The sequence below is a fragment of the Terriglobia bacterium genome (assembly GCA_020072815.1).
Lineage (GTDB): Bacteria > Acidobacteriota > Terriglobia > Terriglobales > Acidobacteriaceae > Angelobacter.
The window spans coordinates 125,964-150,092 of the sequence record JAIQGE010000010.1; the positions used below are offsets into that span (position 1 = coordinate 125,964).

Below are 24,129 nucleotides of genomic sequence, written 5' to 3' on the forward strand. Positions count from 1 at the left end.
ATTAAGCTTTAGGCCACCGGGCGTCCCAGGGCGGCTGCCACCGCGGGATGAACGCTGCCACCCTGAAAGGTGACGCACGACCCTTTCAGGATCTCGTCGGCCATATCCATTTTCAAATTGCCCTTGTCAATGATGAGTCCAAGGAAGGTTACAACGTTGCGGGAGTAAAGCTGGCTGGAGTTGCCGGGGACGGTTGCCGGGACGTTGAGCGGCCCCATTATCATCACTCCGTTACGATTCACCGTCTCTCCCGGTTTGGTGAATGCGCAGTTGCCGCCGGTGGACGCCGCCAGATCAACGATCACGGCCCCGGGCTTCATGCTGTTCACAGCTTCTTCGGTCAGCATGAGCGGAGCTTTGCGCCCCGGAACTTGTGCGGTGGTAATCACCACGTCAGAAGTCGCAGCGTGCTTGGCCACCATTTCGCGGCCCAGCTTCAGCGCTTCCGGACTCAGTTCCTTGGCATATCCGCCGGCATCTTGGGTTTCAATGCCGCCCAGGTCCACTTCCAGGAACTTTGCGCCCAACGACTTCACGTCCTGCCCGGCCGCTGCGCGAACGTCATACGCTTCCACCACCGCTCCCAGCCGTCTCGCCGTGGCGATGGCCTGCAATCCGGCAACGCCCGCGCCCAGCACCAGAACTTTCGCGGGAGGCACCGTTCCCGCGGCGGTCATGAGCAGGGGGAACATGCGAGGTAGTTGCTCGGCGGCCATGATCACCGCTTTGTATCCGGCCACGGTGGCCATGGAAGAAAGCGCGTCCATGGATTGCGCGCGCGTGATGCGCGGCACCAGTTCCATGGCAAACGCCGTGAGCTGGCGCGACACCACGGGCTCCAGCCCGGCGGGATCATCCAACGGCTTCAAGAAACCGATGATAATCGCCCCGGCACGCAGCTTCCCGTAGTCATCCGCCTCCAGCCGATTGACGCAAGTCACAATGTCCGCGCCGCTCAGCAGAGATGCACGATCCATCACGCTGGCTCCGGCTGCCTGGTAGTCCGCGTCCAGAAAACCACCCCGGCTACCCGCTCCCGTTTCAACTCCCACTTCCACACCGCCGGCAATCAGTTTCTTCACTGAATCCGGCACCAGCGCGACGCGAGCTTCGCCTGGCTGTTTTTCCAAGGGGACCGCAATCCTCATATAACGTCATCCTCTCTTGAGAACCAAAAGGTTGAGAACGACAAGCCGTTTTCCAACCCGTATTTAGTGCGCGACCATTATTAATAAATCTGCGATTTTACGGAAGTAGGTAGTTTAGAGGGGCCCAACGACGGCCCGCTGTGACGAAGATCACGCGGGCGTAATTTTGCGAGGTCTGCTGCGTCAGCGACGAACCGCGATTAAGACGAGACAATCGACCAGGGCAACACGAAGAACAGGAGGGACTTCATTTTCCGATCCCAACTTCAACAACCTGACCGGGCTGAATGGACCTTAGAGCGGCAAGAGCTTCTGGAACAAGTGGGCTGAGATCACCAATATCGTTTGATTGAGCGCGAAGTATCAAGATGGCAATGTCCCGGCCCGTTAGATTCTGCTGATAGCGGATGTTCTTGTCGATGGTAATAAGCACATCAAAGCGGAATTCAGCCTGCGCTAACAATTCGCCATTGGCCGCGCCGCCAAACCCGGCATCGCGAACGCTTTCACACTCGTGGCCGCCAGCGGCAAACATGGGTCCCAATTTCTTGGGAACACACTCGTCAATCAGCAATCTCATTTCAGGGTTGCAGCCAGGCTGAATCTGGCTTCTTCAAGGGCAGCAATCGCAGACGTGCGGGTCACGCTGGGAAAGTCCTCCAGGAACTCGTCTAACGTCCGCCCATGTTCTAAGTAGTCGGTAAGTGACTTGAAAGGAACGCGGGTTCCGCGGAAAACAGGCTCCCCACTCAGAACACCGGGATCGCGGACGATGATGTTGGAAGCCATGAGCTGATCTCCAGTTGCTGTAAGCAATTTTACGCCTGTTTAGGAGCGAATGCTTGCTATCAATATCTAGCAAATCGGCTCTACCCAAACGGAGTATCATTGAATGCATGTCATCGAAAACGTTCGAGCATTATCGGCACGCGGCTCGCCATCATGAGCAGGCGGCTTATCACTTCAACGAGGCAGCCAAACACTTCAAAGCCGGGGACAGGGAAAGAGCCGCGCAACACGGATATTTGGCCCATGGCCATAGCCAGCACGCGCTCCATCACGGCACCGAGGCTGCGAAGCTACATGCTGGAGCCGGCAAGAAGACGTCTAAGTAAGCAGACAAGAAGTAGGGTGTCGTTTGACGGAGAGTTCACCGTCGCGCATGGGCTCCGCGCGGACTGAGGCGGGGATCACACGGCGATCACGGCAACCTTGAAGGGGGCACGTAGCACAATTTCAATGCAGCAGGTAGCCTGGTTCCAGGGGTAGCTTCCCGTCCACTTTCAAGACGTTCACCTTGCTGGAGATGGAGTACACGTCAACCAGGCCCATCGCGCCCGGAGTGGATTCCACCAGCTTGAGTACGGCATCGTCGGAATCAACCGTCACAAAAGAGCTTTTGTGGGCGGCCAGGTACGAGCGCACCTCGTCCGCGGTCATCTTCCACAACCGCTGCAGGACGAACTGCAGATCAGGCGAGGAACTTTGCCTCAGGACCAGCGTGATGTTTCTGCCGTCCGGCCATTTCCTGATGTTGGCCTGGAGTATCTTTGCCAGGTCAGCGGCGGAGACGTTACCCGTTGCATTGGATTTGTCCACCACTACCGCCATATGCCGAGCTTCGCAAGGAAGCCAGCACGCCAGCAAGATGCCAAGCGCAAGAAAATGTCGTTTCCAATGCTTTATGTGACCCATCTCTGATCTCAATGAAGTTACTCTAAGTGCCTGTTGTCTGGAAGGTTACAGAGGTAATGCAAAGCTCTTAAGACCCCGGGAGCGCCGGGGGAGTTGGCATGCCGTTGTGGCGACCCTCTTCCCTGTCGGAGGACCCGTGGTAGGGCAGACCACGCGGGGGACGACATCTCGTCAGCGGTTTGTCGCGCAGCGACCATCGTCCATAAACCTGCATTAAGGGCGAGGCCAACCACGCGCCGAAGCCCGCTGCGACAGGTGCTGAATCAATCGCGGAGGGTGCTGCGCTCGCCAGCGGTTTGAAGCGTAAGCGAGCAAAAAAGAGCACATCGAAGATGCTGATGTGCTCTGAGTAATAGCCGTTGCGCTCCAATTTCGAAGCCCATCATAGGCGTCATGCCCACGGAGCAAAAGAGTACAGAGGTAACCGAGCGAGCATTGCCATGATCGCCGGGATTGCCAAAAACTGCCAAGAATCGGGGGTTAGCCGGGACCGCCGTCTAGACTGTTCGCCTCGTTGGGCCGCTGGTACGAGAATGCTTTCCCCGTGCATGGCATAAAATGAAACATGAGCCGAGATGGCGAAACTGGCAGACGCAGCGGACTTAAAATCCGCAGGGCCGAAAGGCCTGTGGGGGTTCGAGTCCCCCTCTCGGCACCATTGTTCCCTGTCGCTTCGCTCCAAACCGCCTGCGGACTTCGCCATCGCAAGCATTTGTCAGCGTTCGTCACGGCGCTGCTCGCCACGCCAGTCGGGCGAGCAGCTCATTGAGTCGTTCTCGTTCGCTGAGTAGCGCAGCATTGCATCTTCGATGTCGTTTCTGCTGACGAATCGCGTAGAGCTCAAACACGCTTCGGGTCGTTGAGTTTCATGTCGCTTCCACAGCGTTTCACGCTTCTCAATTCGCAACATGCGCAGCGGTCGAGTCTTTTGCCATCCGGGCATCATTCTCGATGCTGGTTGCTTACTTCTTAATGGCGGCGGCAGGTACGCTCTCCTTAAGCAGACCGTCGAGCAGCGTGCGCAGATAGGATTCGTCTTCCAGCCTTAAGTTTCCATCATAGCCTCCGCTCTGAGCGCGAATCATGCCGGCGCGGTCTATGATGATCACCTGGGGAATCCTCAAAACTTCGCTTGGCCCGCGATTGAGATACTGATCCACACTGTTCTTATCGGTATAGCCCACCGGATAGTTGAGCTTGTAAGTCTCCGCCAAATAGCCCACCAGCGGGCCGTTGACGTCGGACTGGGGAGCGGGAAACGCCACTGCGATCGGCTGGAAGCCGCGTGCTCCTAACTCGGCGTTGAGCTTATTCATGCTCTGGGCCAGATTGAGACATTTCTGAGATCTCAGGAAAAAAAATTCGATCATCACCACTTTGCCCTTGAAGCTGGAAAGCAGGACCTGTTTGCCCGAGGGCTCATTCATCGCGAATTCTGGAGACTTGCGCGGTAGCGGGGCGGAAGGAACCGCTGTAGTCGCGCCCACGATTAGAAATGCTAGAACCAAGGATGTAAGCTTCCGCATGGACATAGTGTTGGACCCTCTTCGATACATTAGCGTTTTCCTCCGGACGGCCACGATCAGCTCACCTGCTTCCATTTGTCGACGATGCGCTGCATTTCTGCCGCGCCGGCGGCCGCGGCATCTTCCGCGCTCTGTTCACCTTTAAGGAGCTTGCCCACCATTCTGGGGATGACAGAACTGTTGAAAATCTCCATGAACGCCGGGTTGGCCATTGCCGGCACGCCCAGATTCGGCGTCCAGTGCAGCGCATCCTGCAAAGGCGCGTACTTGTATGGAGGATCGGCGGCAGGATCTTTCTCGATGCGCACGATGAAGTCAGGGACCGTTTTGGGATAGATGGGAAGATTGCACCCTTTGGATTGGTCATAACCGGTCCGGGAACTGTCAACCAGGTCGCCCGCGAACTTTTTGGCTCCTTCCTGGTTCTGGGCAAAGTTCCAAACCGCCGAGCAATTGGTAACATGGGGCAACGCAGTAATTCCCATCCCGTTCCTGCCGATTAGAGGAGGCTGCAGCCTTATTCTTTTAGCGGTGTCCGCACTCTCTTTCTCCCCGGTGCGTAAAAGACTAATGCCATTGATACTGCAGGAAGTCTTGCGGGCGAGCATGGCGCGCACGTTGTCGGTTGAACCCCAACTGAGCTGCTCAGGAGTTCCTGTCTGCTGATACAGAGATTGGATGTACTTGACCGCGACCGTTGCAAAGACGTTCTTGTTAAAGACTACGCCTCCGTATCCATCCAATATCCAGGCGCGGAAGGCGTAAAGAATGGTGTGCAGCGTGACGTTGCCTTCCAGCGTCGGAGAGAAGGCCAGCCCGCAGGGCACGCCGAACTGGTCACGTATTTGTTTCCCTCCACCAAGCAGCCCGCCGTAATGCACCGGGCCGGCGGGCATGCCAATCTGGCCCCAGTAGTCCTGAAAGAAGTGCACGGGAGAGGGGACCCAAAAATCGGCGAAACCGAAATACTTCTTGGTTTGGAAATTGAATGTTGATCGATGCGCGAGCTGCTGGATGGCGCCGACCCGGGATGCCACTGCCTGGTAGATTTCGCCGTGATCAATCACGTGGTGGCAAAATTCCGCAGGCGGCCAGGGAAAGATGAACAGGTCGTGTCCATTACCGGCCTTGACCTCGGCGAAGGCGCGGTCACGAATCTGTTCCACGGGAAGAATGTCAACGATGACGTTGGTATCGTTCTGCCTGCCCCAGTCTTTGGCCAGCACGTTCACAAACCACTGATCGAACTCAGGCAGGAAGTGGGCCCATTTGGCGATCTTGAGCGTCTTCTGGCTGGCGAGAGCACGCTCCGGGAAACTGAAGAAGGGACCGAAAGCGGCTGCCCCAGCCGCCAACTTCAGGAAATCTCGACGAGAGGCGTTAGCGCCTGTGTTCCTGGTCATTGAGGATACCTGTTTGCCGACGAACAGTTCATCGAACAGCATTAGAAGATGCACCCCTGGCTGAACTTCCCCGCCAGGGGTGGTGAGACAAAATAAACTTTATTGCCTCAGCAGAACTTACTCTACGGAGGTCTCGAAGCAGAACTTTCCCGTGCTCTTCAAGCAGCTGAAGTTGTTCGACACGAACGAATCCAGCAAGCTGTTGTGCGTCACCACATCCAGGAACGCGTCCGCCGCGATGGCGCCGTTGCGGGGATCGGGAATCGCGGGACAGACGAGCCATGCCGCGCCTCCATCAGTCCCGTCCGTGGCTTCCTGACCTTCCGCTCCGCAGCCATTGGCCTCAAGTTCATCATTGAGCTCATGAGCGGTGAGGATGATGGGATATCCCTCGGGACTAAAGCCGTTCGCGTGACCGATGGCCGCGTACACATCGTGACAGGGCTGAACGGTGGTCGTGGGAGGTTGTGTGAACCAGAAGTACGTAATGATCCACATGCCCAGCAGATCGTCGCAGAAATAGCCGTAGGGGCTGTCGCTGTAGGCCTTGTGTTTGCAATTCTGGTCGGTGTTGTTGATGCAGTTATTGTCGCTGCCGTCCATGGCATTGCGGTTGGTGGCGAACCTCCAATTCTGCCTTAGGTTCGGAGTGGCAACGTCGGATATCGTGTTGCCATGCGAGTCTTTGGTATCGGCCACGCTAAAGCAGGGCGTAGCCGGCGCCAGCGGGCTGACCATGTCCGCCGCGCAGGGGTTTAAGGCAAAGGTGCCATTCGGGAGCTTCTGGTTGATTGACGCGTAGGCCTCGAAATTGCCAACGATTTGCAGCATGCTGATCCCGCGAGGGTTGAGGCCCGTGGCGTTCCCGACCGGGTCCGTGCCTGGAGTGAGCGAAATGACTTCGCCGGCATTCGACTGCACGCCGTCCAGACCGCCGTTGGTGATGGCGCCAACCGTGCGCGAGTAGCTGGTTTCAAAAGCATTCTGGCTGTGGATGAAGGCGAGGATGGAGATGAACTCCAGGGTCTCGGGTATCCCGGACGCCTGTCCCGCGCACTGGGGGACGGCAAAAGCGCCATTTTGATCGACGCAGCTAAAGGGGCTGTTGCCGTCGTCTGAGTTGCCTCCGGTGGTGGCCAGAATGCGGAAATTCCGCCGCGTCGGATCGGTTGTGGCGCAGTGGGTGGTGTCCGCCACCCAGTTTGTCTGGGTACCGGTTGCCGGCGGACCGAACTGCCGGAAGGTGCCGAACCGGCCGTCGGGTTCAGTATTCAATTCAGCACCCGTGGTCGAGGCGATTCCATTGTCCGCGTAAAACTGATTACTGAAATCGCACGGCGGCGGGTTAATCGGGGTAAAGGTCTGGGCGGAGGCAAGCCCTGCAACCATTACAACAAAACATCCGAAAATGCTTTTCATCAAGCTCTTCACAACTCTATCCTCCTTGGGCCGCGTCCGCCGCGACCCCGGAATGAAAAACGTGTTTGACAACCAGCGGTTCCGCAACAAGCTTCAGGATGGTTGCACCCGGCTTTGCTCAGGGTGGACCATCCACTCGAAGGTTTCGGCGATCCATTTCGCATTGCCCATCCCGGGACAAGCCGACCACAGCATCAGCGGTTCATTGCCGTAGCGAATGTTGCCGATGTGCTGGGTTTTGTCCTTGTCGATGGCCGGTTCGGGATAAGAAAAGCCGATCGCTCTGCGGAGCTTCTCTATGTCCTCGGGTTTGCCAGTAAAGAAGCTCCAGCCTGGCCCGGCGCCATACTTTCGCCGGTATTCCCTGATCACTTCAACCGTGTCTATTTCCGGAGTCAAGGTGAAGGAATACATGTGGATGTCGCGGCCGACCTGGTTGCCGAGCAGCTTCTGCACTTTGGCCAGATTGGCGCTTACCAGCGGACAAATCTCGTCGCAATGGGCATAAAAGAAGTTGAGCGTAACCGCCTTGTTCTTGATCAAGTCGTCGTAGAAAAGAACCTGCTTGCCTTCATGGTTGAGCAGAGGAAGGTTGGGCAAGTGCTGTTGCTGGATCCTGCGGCGCGCCCGCTCTGACGAGGTCAGCGCCGGCGAAGAATCGGGCGGGCCTGAGCCGAGCGCTGCGCCACCCACCATCCCGGCCGCCAGAGGCGCGACTGCCGTTAAGCTCAGGAACTTTCGTCTTGAAATGTCAGGCATGATCGAATCTCCTTCCGCGCCCCACACATGATTTGTGCGGGGCGCAGTTTCTAGCCTCTTTTTTATGGCACCTGCACGTTGTCGCCGGTCGGCTCTACGTGCCAGAGGGCCATCATGGCGTGGTCCTCGTGGACCACGTTATGGCAGTGGATGGGGTACTTGCCCAGCCAATCGCGGAAGCGGAAGAACAGCTCCACACGCTCGTTGGGATGCAACTGGGTCACGTCTTTCCGTCCCCGGTCGGCAGGGACGGTTGGCGCGGACCGGTTGCGGTTCAGGATCTGGTGCTCTTCCAGGTGAATGTGGACGGGGTGCGTCCAATCGCCGGTGAGGTTGGTCAGGAGCCAATGTTCCACGCTGTTCTGTTGCACCGTGAAGCGGAACGTATTGCAGTCCATGAACTGCCCATTGATGGACCACTGGCCGTTCAGGCGGTCAAACTTGAAAGTACGCACGATCCTGGGTGCAGGCGTAGTGCTCGGCAGGGAGTAGAACGTCTGCTGGCTCGGAGGCAGGCTGTGGTCTGCTACCACCGGGCCGGTCACCTGGAACTGCAAAATCAGGTCGCCTGCGCCGGCTGGCTTCACTGCGGGGATAGTATTGGCGAGAACCGTGGTGCATTCGGTGTTGACCGGCTCGTTTTGGGCAAAGAGCTGGCTGTCCACCGCCACCGGACCCTGGCCGTTGATCTGACTCAGGCGGTTCTCCAGGTAGAGCGTCTGGCCGGCCAAGTTGGTGAAGTCAATGATGACGTCCACACGCTCGGCGGGGCCAATGCGCACGCTTTGAACCTGGACAGGGGCAGGAATGAGGTTACCGTCTGTGCCGATCAGGAAGAATGGGTTGGTTGTGGGCGAACCCGTTCCGCCGATGTTACCTGTGAGGAAGAACTCGTAGAAGCGCGACGGACCGGTATCCAACAAGCGGAAGCGGTAGCGACGGGGCGAGACCTGGAGGAAGGGTTGGATCACGCCGTTCACCAGGAACTTGTCGCCTAGAATGCCGTCCAGGTTGAACAGATCGAACACCAACTCGCCGGTCTGCGGATCGAACACCTTGTCGTTGAACATCAGCGGGATGTCGAACTGCGGGAAGCTGGGGAGATGGAAGCCTGTGGTTTCGTCGCCAGTGTCAGACTGGTTGAACAGGCAATAGAAGCCGGCCAGACCTTTGTACGTATTCTGCGAAGTGAAGTCGATGCGGTGATCGTGGTACCACAGCGTGCTCAATGACTCGTTGATATCGCCGTTGGGCGCGTTGGTGGAATTGAAGCCGGCCAGCACATTTGGGTAATACTGGTCGCAGAAGTGTCCGGCGGGATAGAAGTCGCACGGGTTGCCGTCGCTCTCTGAAGGTGTGTGGCCATTATGCAAATGGGTACTCACTGACGCCATGCCGAACCCGGTGTTGTTGCTCTGCGTAATCGAGGGCAGCGAATTGATGTTGCGCGTCAGCTGCGGCCTGCCGTAGAAGGCTTTGTATGTAGGTCCAGGGCTGCGCGTACCGGTACCATCGTCGAAGCCCCAAATGGTCTGGTTGGGCAGGTCGGGAGAAAAACTGGTAGTGAACTGCCTCTGGTGAAACTGATACAGCGTGGCGGGCACCACCGGGAACCGCGTAGAATCGATCAGTGGCGCCTGGAAGGGAGCGGCGCGAACTTCTCCAGCAGCCGTGTTCGGATTCTCGGTCGGCGTGGGACTCAGGGATGCGACCGTTCTCGCAAGCGGTATGATCGGCAGCGGCTGGATAAATGCCCTGGTCTTGGGACTGGCCGTCTGGTTACCGGGCACGCAATTCTGGTTTGTGCCGGGGCTGTTGGTGGACGCTGAACTCGGAGGTTGGTTGGTTTTAACGTTCGAGCCGGGCAGGCCTGTTGTAGGACTCTGGGGGCTGATCTGAGCCCTGGCGCTCAAGCCGCTCTTGGCTACCAACATACCGCCCGCGGTCAGCAGCCCCATTCTCAAGAGGTCGCGCCGGCTGGTGAGCCCGGCGGCAATGAGTTCGCGCCGGTTCTTGGCAGCGTCGCACATCTCTTTAAAGCGACGCTTGGAGACCTTTTCTCCGAAGACGTTGTAGTACATTCATGCCTCCTTTTGAGTCTGCGGCCGTACAGTCCTCAAAGTTGCAGGAGACAAAACTAATCGGAAATGCTGTGACGGTAAACACACAACAGTTAGCCAAAACAGTTGTTTATTAGCATTTTCAGAGATTGCTGCTGTACGCAACAAGAAACAAGTTAGCATTTTCTGCTTTTCTTTTTACCCAATCACCTGGATTGGCGGTAGCGGCGCGGCGCCTGCAGGAAGCGGCGCTCAAACGCGCGAATAAAACTCGACGTGTGTTCATAGCCCGACAGGTGGGCAATTTCCTTGACGCTCAAGTTGCTCTCGGCGAGAAGTTGCGCGGCCCTTTGCAGCCGCTGTTCGGTGAGCACATGTCCGAGGCAAGTTCCTGTCTGCTGCTTGAAAACATGCTGAAGGTGCGACGGACTCAGATTGAATTCCTGCGCCAGATCAAAGATGTTGCGGGGAGGTTCAGCCGCTATGGTCTGCAGGATTTTGCGGACGCGCCGTTCTTGCACTGCGACAATCGGTGCTACAGGCTGAGAAGGAGCAGCGCTAAATCCGGATAAATCTCTCGCAGCAGTACCTTTGGTGTTTTTGCTGCTCGCAGAGAGTGCGTGGGAACGGGAGCTTGACACAGGGCCTCCTACAGCGGCTCAGCGCCATCACCTCTGGAGTCCTGCCCGCAAACTTGCTCGCTTACGCTGCTGGAACGTCAGGGCGGAAGGGCTGGTCCGTCTACATTTTGCCCAACTGGCGTAGTCGCTAGTTGAGCATGCCCGATGCTTCCCCTTCTTGGGCCATCACGGAACCGCGCGGCGTGCATGGCTTCCACTCATTCACCGCTGCAGTTGCATGTGCGATGTCTTCTCGCACATGACGATTTCCCAAAGTACCTTGAGACGAATGTGGTTTGAGGATCGAACGATTGGGTCCGCCGGCCAATTCGTTTCGATGTGGATAAACAGATTTACCTGACTGACAAGCTGACTAGATCATTCGGCTTGTCAGGTAAGTCGAGCTGCTCAGCCAGATAGTTGCTTTGGGGCGGGTAGTGCAGCCTTAAAGCACATCCAATTTCCAACGTTGCCGAAAATCTTCCGGCTCCTCACAGGCTTGTCGCCAAGTCTTATGCCAGTAGACATCTGCTGTCAATAAATATCTGATGAATTTAAGAACAAAATTTCCTTGAGCTCCAAAATGGGACGAGCACGAAGAATGACGCTTTTTGTCAGTTTTCGGTTGCGCCAAAGTCCATACAAATAGAAATTTGGAACGATTGGGCAAACTACCTTACGATCGTGGGGGCTTTCACCCTCGCGGGGGTTCGAGCCCCCTCTCGGCACCAGTGTTCCTGTCGCTACGCTCCAAACCGCTTGCGTGCCTCGCCGTTGCAACCATTTGTCAGCTCTCGTGACGGCGCTGCTCGCCGCGCGAGTCGGGCGGGCAGCTCATTTCCACGACGCGCAAGCGTTGAATTTAGCCCTCGCGACAATGTTGGGCGCCTTACTGGATGGAGAGTTTTTCACTCAAATGATCGAAGGACGAATGGCGGACTTCTTCGTCCTCTTCCGGGTTGGGGAAACGGAATCCCGATAGTTGTTCCGCGTGCTTGCGCCGTTTAATTCTCCAGAGACGCACGCAATCGCCTGAGAATGGCAGGCAGTTCAATACTGAGCCGGCCCTTGGTGGCAAATTCATACGCGCCGCTTTTCTTGCAAGCTTGGCGCAAACCGGGCATGTCGTGGGCGGTCAGCATAACCACGGGAATTGCGGGAAAACGCCCGCGCAGCACTTCGGTGGCTTCCAATCCACTCATTCCCGGCATCTGCAGGTCCATGAGCACCAGGTCGGGCTGCAGCTCTGCTATGGTGGCAAAGGCCTCGTGGGCTCCCTGGGCGGTTCCCACTACTTTGGTATTGGGATCGCCTTCAAAGAATGAACAAAGAGTCCTGAGGAAGGTTGGAGAGTCATCCACCACCAGGATTCGAAGAGATTTCGTAGCACGTTGCAGCATTTTCGGTCTCCTGTCGTGCGTCCGCTGATACTCGCCTGTCTGTCCTGTGTGGCTGAGGCCAGACCCCTTCACAGCGACTTCGAACCCCTTGCTAGATACAGCCCAAGGCGTGTGGAGTCGTCACTACAGTAGAGGCTGCATTACCTTCAATGATATAGGTTTAGGGGAGAGATCGAATCAGGTGGATTGCTGATTTCGCCAGGGGAGAACCTTGAGAAACCGTTTAGGCAACCGCGCCTGAAGAAGGCCCTTGGGCGGCAGCCAGCGGCAAAGTGGCAAGGATGGTGGTGCCTCCGCGGCCCGTCTTGATCTCTAATCGTCCCTTCAACAGGCGCATTCGCTCGCGCATCGCGGCAATGCCAACTCCGGCGTTGGCTTTTCCGGGCGGAAGGCCCCGGCCCTGGTCGGCAATTTCCAAATTGAGCATCGAGTCCTGGCGGGAAAGCAGGATGGTTGCCGTGGCGCTGTGTGAGTGGCGATGAACGTTAGAGAGGGCCTCCTGCACAATGCGGAATACGGCTAATTCCACGTCAAATCCCAATTGGTCCAGCTCTCCCTGGGTGGTCAAAGTAACCGCAATGCCGCTGCGCCGGCTGAAGCCTTCCACGTAACCGCGCAAAGTCCGGCTCAGGCCGAGTTCTTCCAGCAGCGGGGGGTGAAGCAGATAAGAGATGGTGCGCAGCTCATTGGTGCAATCGTCAACCAACCGCTGTGATTCCTCAATGGCGGTCTGTATGGCCGGCACGGCGGCGCTGGCCTCTTGCATGCGCGCCATATTCAAGTTCAGAGCAACCAGGTTTTGGGTGGCTCCATCATGCAGCTCACGCGCCAGGTTCCGGCGCTCCTCTTCCTGTACCCGCATCATCCGCCGGGAAAGTTCCTGCACCTCTTCCTCCGCGTGTTTGCGCTCGAGAATCTCAGATTGGAGAGATTGGTTGCTTTCCTGCAGATCGGCGGTCCTTTCCCGGACCCGCAGTTCCAGCTCATCGTGTGCTCGCCGGAGTTCCTCCGCCGCGCGCACCTCCTGGGTAACATCGCTGCAAATGATGGTGAAGGTCCTATCGCCGGCGACGTCCAGCCGGGAAACTGACGCCGCCATGGGAAACTCAGTGCCATCTTTCCGCACGCCATAGACCTGCCGCCGCTTGGACATCAACAGACTTTGCTTCGCCGATTCCGCGAACTGGGCCACGTGTTTGTGATGCATGGCGCGAAAGCGTTCGGGAATCAGGATGTCCATGGATTGCCCCAAGGCCTCTTCCGCGGTGTACCCGAAAATCTTCTCCGCTGACTGGTTGTAAAGGGTGATGCGCTGGTTCACATCTGCTGAAACTACCGCTTCCGCGGAGATCTCCAGGATGCCGGCGAAACGCGCTTGCGAGGTGCGCAAGGATTGTTCAACGCGCCGCCGCTCGGCAACTTCTAATCTCAGTTTATCTACGATCTGCGCGATCACCATCAGCAGCAGGCTGGCGCCGAGGCCGGAAACGAACGTCGCCAACGGAAAATTGGAGCGAATTTCGCGCATGGCCTCCGGGTTGGCCCAGACTCTCAGCCGCCACGTTGGCCCGGGAAGCGCGACGTCAATAGCCTGCGTCCAATCATGTTTGTTTTCCGGATTGTAGCCGTCCAGCCGGTAAGCCTCCTCGCCATTGGCCTCGATCGCCACAGAGAAATTCAGGCCTTGGATATCTACAAACATGGTGTCCAGGGAACGTTGCGCGTCAAAGTAGCCAAGAACGAATCCGCGAAACTGTCCTCGTTGATAAATGGGCACAACCGTGAGCCATTGCTTCCGGCCGGCCGGCGACGTCAGAAGCGGTGACACTGTCTCTTTTTTTGAAAGGATCACGGCCTTCAACAGGGCCTCGCGTACCCCGTTGTTCACGCGCGGTGATTTCTCGCCTGGAGCCACGGACACCCAGCGTTCCTCATACTTGGGATCAAGCCATTCAATGGCGATGCAGCCGGGATGATGTTCCAGATACAAATTGGCAAACGCCGTCCATTCCGCATACGTCGGTTCGCCGATCTCCCACATCTTGGCCAGCCGGATCTGCCCCATCATCCACGCTTCCATGTCGGAACTGAGATCAGCCGCCACGGCGGAAGCGGCCAGCCGCGTCACTTTCTGGATGTGAACATGTTCGTTGGCGCTGGCGAAACGCCAGGAAATGAGGGTCCCGGCGACACCGATGCACAAAACCGCCAATGCCAACCGCGACACCGCCGGCCACATGGCCATGCGCGTACGGCCCATTCAGAGCCTCCTACCGGGGGAATTTCAGTATGAATCTGGCGTCTACAGAAAGGATGGAATAATCCCCTAAAGTCTTTAACGGTGCAATTCAGGCAAATCCTGCCTCCGCAGTGCACCTTTTGATTTGCCCCATTATCTACCTGCAATAATTAAAGGGCGGTTAGTGCCAGATTAGAGATTTTAATGTTCCATCACTAAGGAGACAACGCTTAATCCTGCCTCCATGCCGCGTACTTGAAGGCGAATCACCGCGCATCGCCCCAGCTTTTTGCTAAATAATATTAAGTAGTAGTGTCTTTGCTTCTTTATTTATTCCAAATACTAGCAATAGCACATTATCAACTAAAGATAGGCATGGCATTCTGTGACCGTGGCGTCGAGCTGTGAATGGATTGTCGAATCGGAAATGACGCTCCAACTGCGCAGCAGATTGCAGCTTTTGGGGCTTTTCATTAACGAATGACGGCTTTGGGTGGTAAGCTGCAAAAAACCTGGAAACACTGGTCTTGGACGCGGTTTCCTAATCTCAAGGGCACGGCAGGGGTTGGAACCCGCAGACGAGTGGTTGCAGACTTGAAGAGTCTCCTCTGTCAGGCGCAGTTCTTAGTTTCCTCTAATTCCGGGTTGCAAAGAGGTGGTAGATGGCGGTACGTGTACTGCTGGCTGACGACCATGAAATCGTTCGTCAAGGCTTGCGAGTCCTTCTGGAGCGGGAAGGCTTCGAAGTGGTAGGCGAAGCCGCCGACGGCCGCGAAGCCATAAAACTTTGTGAGGCCCATCATCCCGAGGTTGCCATCCTCGATTTGTCCATGCCCCTTTTGAACGGCGTTGACGCTGCGCGGGAGATCATCAAATCCAACTCACGGACTAAAGTGGTCCTGCTTACCATGCACACGGAGGACCACCTGGTGCTGGAGAGTTTGCGCGCCGGGGTGACCGGGTATGTTCTCAAGACCAGGGCTTCAGGCGAGTTGGTTCAGGCCATTCGCGCGGTTTGCCGCGGAGAAATGTTTTTGACCCAGAGCATTTCCCGCACCATCGTGCAGGCATTCCTGGTGAAGGCCGATCTGCCGGAGAAGCCCATCAGCGACCGTGAGCGCCAGGTGCTGCAACTGGTGGCCGAAGGCAAGACTACCAAGGAAGTCGCCACGCTGCTGGGCATCAGCGTCAAGACCGCCGAATCTCATCGCTCCAACATGATGGAAAAACTCGACATCCATGACACCGCTGGACTGGTCCGTTACGCCATCCGCAAAGGCATCATTCAGTCGTAGCCCGATCTCAGTGGCCTCTTTCGCACACGCGTCTGCATACAGCTCAGGACACACCGTAAACACCTACGGACGCGCGACGTTCTGCAGGAAAGTGGGCAGCGGCAGAGCTCCATTCTTACCATTCGCCGGAATGGTCATGTATAGGTCAATGGCTTGTCCAGGGTGATTGGGATCGGGCACGGGAAATCCGTTGGCGTCCACCTGATGGCCATTTGGCACCATGAGCGACGGATGATCGAAAGGCGCCGACTGGTTCAGGGTGCGCGCATCCAATAGCCCGGCACGGAGGAAGTCAACCAGATCGGTCTTCTCCTGCACGCCGAGACCGAGGGGCTGGACGTTGGGATCCATCAGACAATTTATCTCGTTGGCTGTCACAGGACACGTTGGTTCGTCTGCTGCTAATGGAAAATCTCCGCCGCGGTCGTAAAACTCAACCACCTGTTCCAAGGTAAGCTGGCCGCCGTTGTGGAAATACGGGGCGGTCAGCGCCAGATTGCGCAGTCCCGGCGCTTTCTCATTGCCGTAATTTGAGATGAGATCGAAGCAGCCCAGAGGTGAAGGAGCAAGTCCGTCGCCTGGGCGCCCAGGGATGATCGGCGCCGGACCACCGGCGCATACACCGAGCTGGGCGTTGGCCGCTTCCGAGAGAGGCGCACCGGTGATGCCATCGCCGTCCGCCAGCCCGATGTCTTCGTGTCCGGGCCGCGTACCAATGTGGTAGAACCCGGAGTCGTAGACGCGGACACTAAGGTCGCCCATGATCATGCGCTCCATGGGGGTCTGGCTGACGTGGCTTACGGAAGCATTGGTCAGTTCCGGTCCGCCGTGGCACACGATGCATTTTCCCCTGGTCTCAAAAACCAGCAGCCCGCGAAGCTGGCCCGTGGTCAGTGGCGTGGCGCCGATGCTGTAGGCCACTTTGGTGGGAAACCCGGTGGGCGGCGGCAGTTCAAAGAACACGGTTATCTGGCCCGTGGCGTAGTTAACGCTGCCCGAGACGATGCCGATCCCGGTAATGCCTCCGAATCCGTTATCAAAGGCAAATACATTCTGGTCGCTCTTGTCGAGAGCGGGGTTGAAGGCCTGCACTGACACGGTGTAGGGAGTGACTCCCTTGCCCAGCGAGAAGCTGAAGGCTTGGTTGACGTTATCTGCGGGGATGGTGAACACTTTTTGCCCCGCCAGGTATTTGTCAAACGGCGTCTGGTCAGCTCGCAAGGTGCTCTCGTAAGCCTGGACGGCAAGCCCCCAGAACAGCGAGAAGTTATATTCCATCTGCGTGTATTCTGCCGTGCCGGCCGGGCAGGTCTGGGCCGGAGTCGCCGTTGGGTTGATCAGGGTCTCCGATCCATCCGCCGCAATGCAGATGTGCCAGACTGACTGCCACCACGCCGGCTGGAAGGCGGCCTTGATCATTGCGGGGTAGCTGATGTTGATGCCCCGCTTGGGTGACTTGCTGTTTTTCCCCAGCACGCTGTCATTAGAGTCGACCAGTTGGGCGGCGAGCGGACCTCCCGTGGCCGACAACGGGTCCAATGACATCAGCTTCCGCCCAAGCAGCGGGAAACTACGGCCAGCCGCAGACATCTCAAAGCCGCTCAGCGCCGGCCCCAGCGCCTGGGAACACAACGCTGAATTCTGCAAACGGACCAACCCCGAAACCGGCTGGATGGTGGTGGTGGATGCAGAGAAGAAATGAGATGAAGCGTCGCGATCGCCAAACGGATTGGCGCCGTTGCAGATGTTGCGCGCGCGTCCATCCCAGAAATTGCGGAAATTGAACACGGCGTTGACCGCGCTCGGCGTATTGCGCGGCTCGACTTTGCGGGTGTTGATGAGCTGCCCGGGGTGGCTGGGGTCTGGGTAGGAGAAATTAACGTCGGGGCTTACGGTGCTGTTATCAACGCTGTTGCCCACGGTAATGGAGTTGAACGTCCGGGCAAATACGCCCTGCGAGGAAATGACATCGTGATGGTTGACGCCGGTGTTGAAGGGGAAAGTCCCCAGATCTGTCAGAGGTTTGTAGAGCGGAAAATCGCCGTCATGATAACCGCCGAACCCGGCAGTCGGGTTCCCGGCATGCAGTTGGTAATTCGGATAGTAGACGTTTCCACTGAGTACTCCCAGCGTATACGCGTTGAAATTGGGGGATGAAGGATCTTTGTCCCTCAGCCCGGGATCCACCTGATTCATGGCCCGGCTGTCAGCGCCCGCATTGAAGTGGCAAGTGGCGCAGGCCTGCACGCCATCACTGCCCACTTGCTGGTCCCAAAACAGGGCTTTGCCCAGTGCGATGGCAGCGGCCTGGTTGGCGATGTAATTATTCAAGCCGGGGACCGGAGGATTGGGCACCGCGGCCAGCGACGTCATGGGCTGCTCTGGAATGACTTTCTTCGCGGATGCGGGTGCGCTCTGCGCCCGCAGAATCGACAAGGCAAAGAGCACGCCGCACAGGGCAGCAAGTACTGCAAGGACCATTCTATTAGTGCGTTGCAACTGAGTATTCATAGTGCTCTCCGCGGGGCTTATCCCCAGGTTGTGTATCCGCGTCCGTCGGCGGACTGTTTTGTGAAAACCGAGTTTCCTAGGCTGGCAACCTTGCTTACGTTCGCGGGCGTGACTCAAGGCTGCCAGCCTCCTCTTCTTACTTCACGCTGGTTATCCCACTGGTCGCCGAGCCGCCATTGCCAGAAACCACAGTGACCAAATTCGGCAACGGAATACCGGTGAAGGTAACGGTGTACGTCCCAGCGCCCGCGTTGGTCATCAGCGCAGCATACGGCTGGCCCGTCGAAGGATTGATGATGTCCAGCGTGGCTTTCATGCAGCCCGGAAGCACGTTAGTCAAAGTGCAATTTGTCGGGCTGGCCAGGACGACGTTGGTGGTCGCGTTCACATCAAGCCGGGCCTTGCTGGTGCGATATGTCGCCGCGGTGATGGTGACCACGTCCGCCTGGTGGGCGTTGGTAACTTTCAGTGTGAAACTGGAGGTCGCGGTGCCAATGACGACTCCGTTCGGCGACACCTGGGTGGCCGTCAGTGTGATCTTCATGTTGCCTGGGCTGAAGGGCGTGAACGTCGCCACCGAGCAGTTGAAGGTCTGGCATTGCAGAGATGCTGCCGGGCTCAGCGTCCAGATAAAGTTCGTCGCGCCGGATTCAACGGAAGCCGTGGCATTCACTGTGACCGGGCTGCCCACGGGGGCCGGTGATGAGATGCCGTCCGGAATCACGACGAAATTGGCGTTCAACGCCGGCGCCGTGCCGGGCGTGCAAGTAGGCGCTGGTGCGGTGAGATCGGGCCACGGTGAGAGCTGCCCCACCATGTAGGCCGGGTTGCCGCCTAAAGGACCGGTGCCGTTCACCAAGAACAGAAAGTCCTGGAAGTTGTAGCTCACGATGGGACCGCCGATCACCAGGTTTTCGGGGAATACGAAAGTAAAGTCCGGCGCATTGTATTGCCCGTAAGCGAGACCGTTGGCAGCGACCGTGGGAGTCACCAGGGGAACACCGTTGGGGTCCGTGGTACTCGGGCTGAGGTAGCCGGCGTAACCAGAGAGGCGCGCTCGCACCAGACTTACTGGCGGCAGGAAAGCACCGCCCGCGGGACGGAATCTGAAACGCCCTTTCTTGGCGCCGATCGGCGGACCCTGGTCAACGAGCTGGGCCAGAATCCACGGCGCCGAGAGACGGTCCGTCAGTGTGCCGTTGCAGTCCTGGTCCAGCGCCACAATGTCAACCGGGCGAGAGGGGTCGGTGGAGAATCCATCTACGATGACCTTGGAAGTAACTTCCTGCGGGATGTTCGGGTTGGGAACGCCGCCCGTGCCCTGCAGCAAAACGTCAATCGCGATGTAAGCAGGATTGGTTCCCGGCCAGGTATAGACGCCCACATTGCCGATGACCTGGTAGGCGGCAATGATGTAGTTGCTCTGCGGGGCGGCCATGTCCAACACACAGGCCGAGCCGGTGCCGGGGCCGGTGCCGGCGGCGCATGGCGGCATCAGTACTCCCGCATACGTCACGAAGTCACCGACTTCGAAAGGCATCTGCTCCCATGCGTCACTTATGGCGTTCGGCGCCGTGGTTTGCGGATTATCGCGTGGCGCAGGCATGGTGAAAGTCATGGCGTAACTTCCTGACGTATCAAATGGACGGTTGCGCTGCGGGCAGCGGTCATCTTCGGTTGACATGACCAGCGAACCAGGCACAATTGGATGCGATGGCGCCGTGCCCGGGGCAACGCGTGGAATGCACATCGGGAAACCTGTCTCGCTGCGCACCGTGGGATTGGCCTGGTCAACCGTGAAGCGTATGTCCGGGCTCTGCCCCATGCTGTACCTTCCCACATTTCTGCCGGGGACGGCCGGGTTCGTCAGGCCCGGGATGGGCGGATCATTGATCATCACCGCCCTGCCGTTCACGATCAACATTCCGTTCGCGTAGTCAATCGCGCTGATGAAGCCTGACGAGGAGTTCAAGGCCTGCTGCGAGAGGAAGATCAGGCCCGCAATGTAGCAAAGAGAAGCTAAAGGAAGACCCGTGCTGGGATCGGTGTGCAGAGAGCAGACCGAAGGACTGGCGACAATATTGCCCTGAACGTGCGCCTCCCAGGTGCCGGGCATGCAACCGATGCCAGTGCCAATCGGCGGCAGACAGTCGGCCAAGGCCAGGCCGGAGGAGCTGCCTGCGTTGCTGAGGGTGGCGGGGGCCTGCGCGAACATCTGGCCCCACGACAGCGTGGCCGCGGGCATCTGCACAATGCTGTTGGCCGGCACGATGATGACATGATCGTTGACCTTGATCGTGCCGCCGGATACCAGGTCCCCGGCCGTACCAACGGGGTGGTCAATGGTGGCGGCCTGGATAAAGCCCAAGGTATCAAAGCCGGCCGACTCGGTGGCCAGCGCTCCGCTTTGCGCAACTGCCGGCGCGGCGAGCGCCACCAATACGAACAGCGTCACACAGGCCACTCTGGCGATGGCGGCCACGGTTTCTTTTCTCATGCGTAAATTCATGGTGTCGCTCCTTGGTTTGTATGCTCGCATCGTGGGCAAACGCCTGGTACCGGAGAGCATGACTCGCAAGCATGGACCACAGCATGTGATCCGACCATCAGGTGGGTTGGGGAATTTGGGGAGGGAAAACCCTGATCGGATGGACGCGGGGACTTCGCCAGCGATGGCGATGGCGCATGTGGCTGGTTCGTCCGCTCTCGCCGGCCCTTCCTTATTAAGCTAAGCCCGGGGGCGACTCACGGTTTCAGTTTCGGGAATGTTCGCACTCGCTGAACCGTACCGCCTCTCAGAATTTCTTGCGCTTGGTTCCGGCAGCAAGTTCGACAAAAAACTCGCGCCTCCGGTTTTGGACACGGGCTGCACAAAACGCACTTCTCTGCTGTGATGGCGCGGCGGCTATCGCGCACCCTGCCGCAAAGCCTTTCCTGGATGTTGCTTAGGGGCTACGTAACACGAGAAGTGTGATGTCTATCACACGTCCGCGCTCAGGGGTTTCTCCTCTGCGCTCAGGGTTTCTCCGCATGTGAATTGCCCAACCCACCTGATTGTTGTGATTTGCTCCGCGGTACACACTCTTAGCCGTTACCTGAGTCACATGCTGACGCCCAGACTTCCGGGTAGATCCTTCAAGCTCCCCTGGGCCTAAAGCGTTCGACATTGTCACTTGAGCCCCGCTGTCAGGGGAATAGGGCCCCACAAGAAATCTGTCTACCAGGAGAAGACACCATGAGTCTTACAAGAATCTTCCGGACAAAAAGCACAGTCCCCCGTTTTGTGGGCGTGCTGCTACTCAGTCTACTGGCCATTTCGGCCACTGCGTTTGGCCAGCTGCCAATTCCAGCTTCATCACAGTTTGACATCACCGGCTTCCTTCAAGAGGCAACTGTGACCAGTCCGGGCGACGCCCACTCCGGCGGTACGCTCAAGATCAACGGTCACACGGTGACCGTGCCCAGGGAAACCATCGTTATCCTGCCCGCCAACGCGCTTACCTGGCAGGAACTGTTCGCCAACGCGCCGGCGCCGTACACCGGAGTTGCCACCGGCATGGCGCTGGCCGACGTTCCGGCCCCTCTCACCACTTACGAGTTCGAAGTGATCGGCAACCGGGTAGGTGACACCTACATCGCCGGGCTGATCTTTATGTCCCAGCAGGCCCTGAACTCTGGCGCGGGGTTCATCAACTTCATTAACTACGCCACCGGCGAGATGCGTGTAGGCGGTCAAATTGTGGTGGACGGACTGGGGAACCCCGTTCTGAGCGGCACGAACCCGGGCACCCGCGTGCGACTCAACGATCCTGTGGGCCGATATGGCCGGGTCATGAGCCCCGACGTGCGCTTTACCGTGGACCCGGACAACCCGACGATCATGGGCGCAACCGGCTACCCCATGTGCTTACCGCGCACTGCTCCGGTGGGCGGGGTTACTACCGATGTCCTGTGTCCCGAGGGGAACCGGCCTATAACCGTGGCGGCATCGCCAACATCGCCCGCGGTTTATTCAACCAACTTCACCACGAACAACCTGACGAACCCGGGTTTCCCGGCGTTTCCCGGGGTGTTCCCGGACTCGACCAAGCAGGCGCCCTTTGAGGTTGGCGACTGGATCACCTTCGCGGGAACTCTGGTCACGGACAATGCAAACCCGACGACGGGCCCGTACCCGGGAACCGCTAACACCTATATTTCCGCCCACACCATCGTCAACAACGTGGCGATCTATACATTCCCGAGCAGCAATCCGGCCTACGTGATGACAGAAGTCACCCTCATCGGCACTGGAGGATTGACCGTCCTCGGCGCCGGCGAAGCGGTAATCCGCACGCGGTTCGAGGGCATGACCACCGACGTTGATCCGAGCGGAGCGGCCCAGAGGAAGATCCACCTGTACGGCATTGATCTGACCTCCGCCGGCGTCACCAGCGATCGTGACTGGGGAACCATTGGCGTTGATCCGGGCCCGCCCATCGGAGCAGTCAAAGGCCGCTGGCGCTTCCGTCCGCCTTGCTTGCCGTTTGGATCAGTTCCCGCCAAACCGGACAAAGATTGCGTGATGAACCAGTCCGGCACCTTCCTGCCGCCCACGCGCGAGATGCGGTCGGTGATCGAAGGGCTGCAGTCGCAAGATCCAGCCAACCCCGGGGCCATAGCTACCGCCAACGGGCTTTTCTACGGGCAATACCACGCCCCCATCATGTTGTACATCTTCCCGGAGAACGTCCCGGGCGCGCCGATCGTGGAAAATAACTTCAACTCCATCCCCTTCCTGGCCTGTGGCGGGTATACCTCGTCAGGGATACCGGGAGGAGCAGGCACTTTGGTGGGGATCCTTAATCCCTGGCCCAGCAACATAACTCCGAACACATCGAATTGCGTCGGGCTGGTCGTTGCGCCCAGCAATGTGGTTGCCACCGCTACCCCAAGCTCGGTGATCTCCGGGACGGGGACGCTGGTGACGCTCAGCGCCACTGCCGCCGGAACGCTTCCGTTGAGTTTCGCCTGGACGCAGGCTCCCACGGACGTTCCCCAGGTGGTCCTCACCAATCCTAATACCGCCACAGCGACCTTCACCACGCCGGTGGTTGCAGCCAACACGACGCTTCACTTCACTGTCACGGTGACCAACAGCGCCGGGTCTGCTTCCGGAGTCACCAGTGTCTCAGTCGCGGTGGACATACCCATCGTCAACCATGTCCCGCCCCAGACGGTGTTTTCAGGGACGCCGGTGACGATGATCATCACTGGAACTGATCCTGCCGGGCTGCCGCTCACCTTCGCGGTGACTCAGACCGCAGGACCGGCGCCAAATCCGCCCGGACTCGTGCTCACGCAAAACCCGCCGAGCGGCGCGACTCTCAACTTCACCTATACGCTCCCGATAGGAGCGCCAGCCGCCACGCTGAACTTCTCGATCGTGGCGACCAACACCGCCGGTGCGTCGTCAGCGCCGGAGTTCACTTCGGTCACCGTCAACCCGCTCCCGGATAGTCTCTCCATCACGAACGCGGAGTACCGGACCGGCAAACAGCGGTTGATCATCAACGTCACCGATGCTACCGACAACCCGGCCATCAACGTCTTCCTGCAGCCGTACCGGTGCGAAGCTAATGCTCCGCCCTGTGCATTGAACCCGGCGACGGGCTTCTGGATGTATAACCCTGACCCGGCAGCAGGTGGTGTCGGAAACGTCTTCACCTACGCACCCGGTGGACTCTACACCATTGATGTAACTGGAGCGCCGAGGCCGGCCTGCAATCTGGGCGGCGCCTACGCTACTCCATGCGGTAACGCGTCCGTCAAGGTCACTTCCTCGCAAGGTGGGACGGCGACTTCCGTGCTCACCAAGATCCGGCAGTAAGACAGCCCCCGGTGGTCGACTACGTCCTGGGGTTCGCGCAGACCCGGGGATTCGTGGAGCGCATCCAGGACTTCCTGCGGTTCACGCTTCCCCTGTACGTGCAGGAGGGCAAGGCGTATCTGACCATCGCCGTGGGGTGCACCGGTGGGCGGCACCGGTCGGTGGTCCTGGCGGAGGAGATGGCG

At 58.3% G+C, this 24,129-nt stretch carries 17 protein-coding genes and 1 tRNA gene; 4 read left to right on the forward strand and 14 right to left on the reverse strand.

The annotated features are described in order from the left end of the window. Positions 1–8: 8 nt before the first annotated feature. The 4 genes from LAO20_14510 to LAO20_14525 form a co-directional block, all read right to left on the reverse strand. Positions 9–1,148, reverse strand: a complete 1,140-nt coding sequence (locus tag LAO20_14510; protein ID MBZ5532642.1) for a Re/Si-specific NAD(P)(+) transhydrogenase subunit alpha — start codon at positions 1,146–1,148, stop codon at positions 9–11. A 247-nt stretch (positions 1,149–1,395) separates the two neighbouring features. Beyond that, the gene (locus LAO20_14515; protein ID MBZ5532643.1) at positions 1,396–1,728 is read right to left on the reverse strand and encodes a DUF5615 family PIN-like protein; all 333 of its coding nucleotides are present in this window, start codon (positions 1,726–1,728) and stop codon (positions 1,396–1,398) included. Further along, positions 1,725–1,937: a DUF433 domain-containing protein gene (locus LAO20_14520; protein ID MBZ5532644.1), complete on the reverse strand. Its 213-nt coding sequence runs from the start codon at positions 1,935–1,937 to the stop codon at positions 1,725–1,727. The genes LAO20_14515 and LAO20_14520 overlap by 4 nt, the downstream gene beginning before the upstream one ends. A 447-nt stretch (positions 1,938–2,384) precedes the next feature. After that, positions 2,385–2,759, reverse strand: a complete 375-nt coding sequence (locus LAO20_14525; protein MBZ5532645.1) for a substrate-binding domain-containing protein — start codon at positions 2,757–2,759, stop codon at positions 2,385–2,387. Positions 2,760–3,412: 653 nt separating this feature from the next. Between LAO20_14525 and LAO20_14530 the strand changes: the two genes are divergently transcribed. After that, positions 3,413–3,501: transfer RNA gene (locus LAO20_14530), tRNA-Leu, on the forward strand. Between the two features lie 304 nt (positions 3,502–3,805). On the opposite strand, the gene LAO20_14535 is transcribed toward LAO20_14530, so the two are convergent. From LAO20_14535 to LAO20_14570, 8 genes are all read right to left on the reverse strand, one after another. After that, positions 3,806–4,270, reverse strand: coding sequence for a TlpA family protein disulfide reductase (locus LAO20_14535; GenBank protein MBZ5532646.1), 465 nt, complete (start codon positions 4,268–4,270; stop codon positions 3,806–3,808). Positions 4,271–4,425: 155 nt separating this feature from the next. Beyond that, complete coding sequence (locus LAO20_14540) at positions 4,426–5,772, reverse strand: carbohydrate ABC transporter substrate-binding protein (protein ID MBZ5532647.1); 1,347 nt, start codon at positions 5,770–5,772, stop codon at positions 4,426–4,428. A gap of 117 nt (positions 5,773–5,889) precedes the next feature. After that, positions 5,890–7,191, reverse strand: a complete 1,302-nt coding sequence (locus tag LAO20_14545; GenBank protein ID MBZ5532648.1) for a hypothetical protein — start codon at positions 7,189–7,191, stop codon at positions 5,890–5,892. 93 nt (positions 7,192–7,284) lie between these two features. Beyond that, positions 7,285–7,950 carry an SCO family protein gene (locus tag LAO20_14550; protein ID MBZ5532649.1) on the reverse strand — a complete coding sequence of 222 codons (666 nt, stop codon included), beginning with the start codon at positions 7,948–7,950 and terminating at the stop codon, positions 7,285–7,287. Between the two features lie 62 nt (positions 7,951–8,012). Further along, positions 8,013–10,031, reverse strand: coding sequence for a multicopper oxidase domain-containing protein (locus tag LAO20_14555; GenBank protein MBZ5532650.1), 2,019 nt, complete (start codon positions 10,029–10,031; stop codon positions 8,013–8,015). A gap of 185 nt (positions 10,032–10,216) precedes the next feature. After that, complete coding sequence (locus tag LAO20_14560; protein MBZ5532651.1) at positions 10,217–10,531, reverse strand: helix-turn-helix transcriptional regulator; 315 nt, start codon at positions 10,529–10,531, stop codon at positions 10,217–10,219. A 1,103-nt stretch (positions 10,532–11,634) separates the two neighbouring features. Then, positions 11,635–12,030, reverse strand: coding sequence for a response regulator transcription factor (locus LAO20_14565; protein MBZ5532652.1), 396 nt, complete (start codon positions 12,028–12,030; stop codon positions 11,635–11,637). Between the two features lie 223 nt (positions 12,031–12,253). Next, the gene (locus LAO20_14570) at positions 12,254–14,290 is read right to left on the reverse strand and encodes a PAS domain S-box protein (protein ID MBZ5532653.1); all 2,037 of its coding nucleotides are present in this window, start codon (positions 14,288–14,290) and stop codon (positions 12,254–12,256) included. A 641-nt stretch (positions 14,291–14,931) separates the two neighbouring features. Here LAO20_14570 and LAO20_14575 point away from each other — a divergent pair. After that, entirely contained in the window at positions 14,932–15,564 is a 633-nt protein-coding gene (locus tag LAO20_14575) for a response regulator transcription factor (GenBank protein ID MBZ5532654.1), read from the forward strand. Positions 15,565–15,627: 63 nt separating this feature from the next. Here the strand turns inward: LAO20_14575 and LAO20_14580 are convergent, their stop codons facing one another. Further along, positions 15,628–18,045: a hypothetical protein gene (locus LAO20_14580; GenBank protein ID MBZ5532655.1), complete on the reverse strand. Its 2,418-nt coding sequence runs from the start codon at positions 18,043–18,045 to the stop codon at positions 15,628–15,630. Positions 18,046–18,211: 166 nt separating this feature from the next. Continuing rightward, positions 18,212–20,584: a hypothetical protein gene (locus LAO20_14585; protein MBZ5532656.1), complete on the reverse strand. Its 2,373-nt coding sequence runs from the start codon at positions 20,582–20,584 to the stop codon at positions 18,212–18,214. A 726-nt stretch (positions 20,585–21,310) separates the two neighbouring features. On the opposite strand from LAO20_14585, the gene LAO20_14590 reads away from it, so the two are divergent. Both LAO20_14590 and LAO20_14595 read left to right on the forward strand, forming a co-directional pair. Then, the gene (locus LAO20_14590) at positions 21,311–23,944 is read left to right on the forward strand and encodes a hypothetical protein (protein ID MBZ5532657.1); all 2,634 of its coding nucleotides are present in this window, start codon (positions 21,311–21,313) and stop codon (positions 23,942–23,944) included. An 11-nt stretch (positions 23,945–23,955) separates the two neighbouring features. Continuing rightward, on the forward strand, positions 23,956–24,129 hold a 174-nt coding region (locus LAO20_14595; protein ID MBZ5532658.1), incomplete at its 3' end, for an RNase adaptor protein RapZ.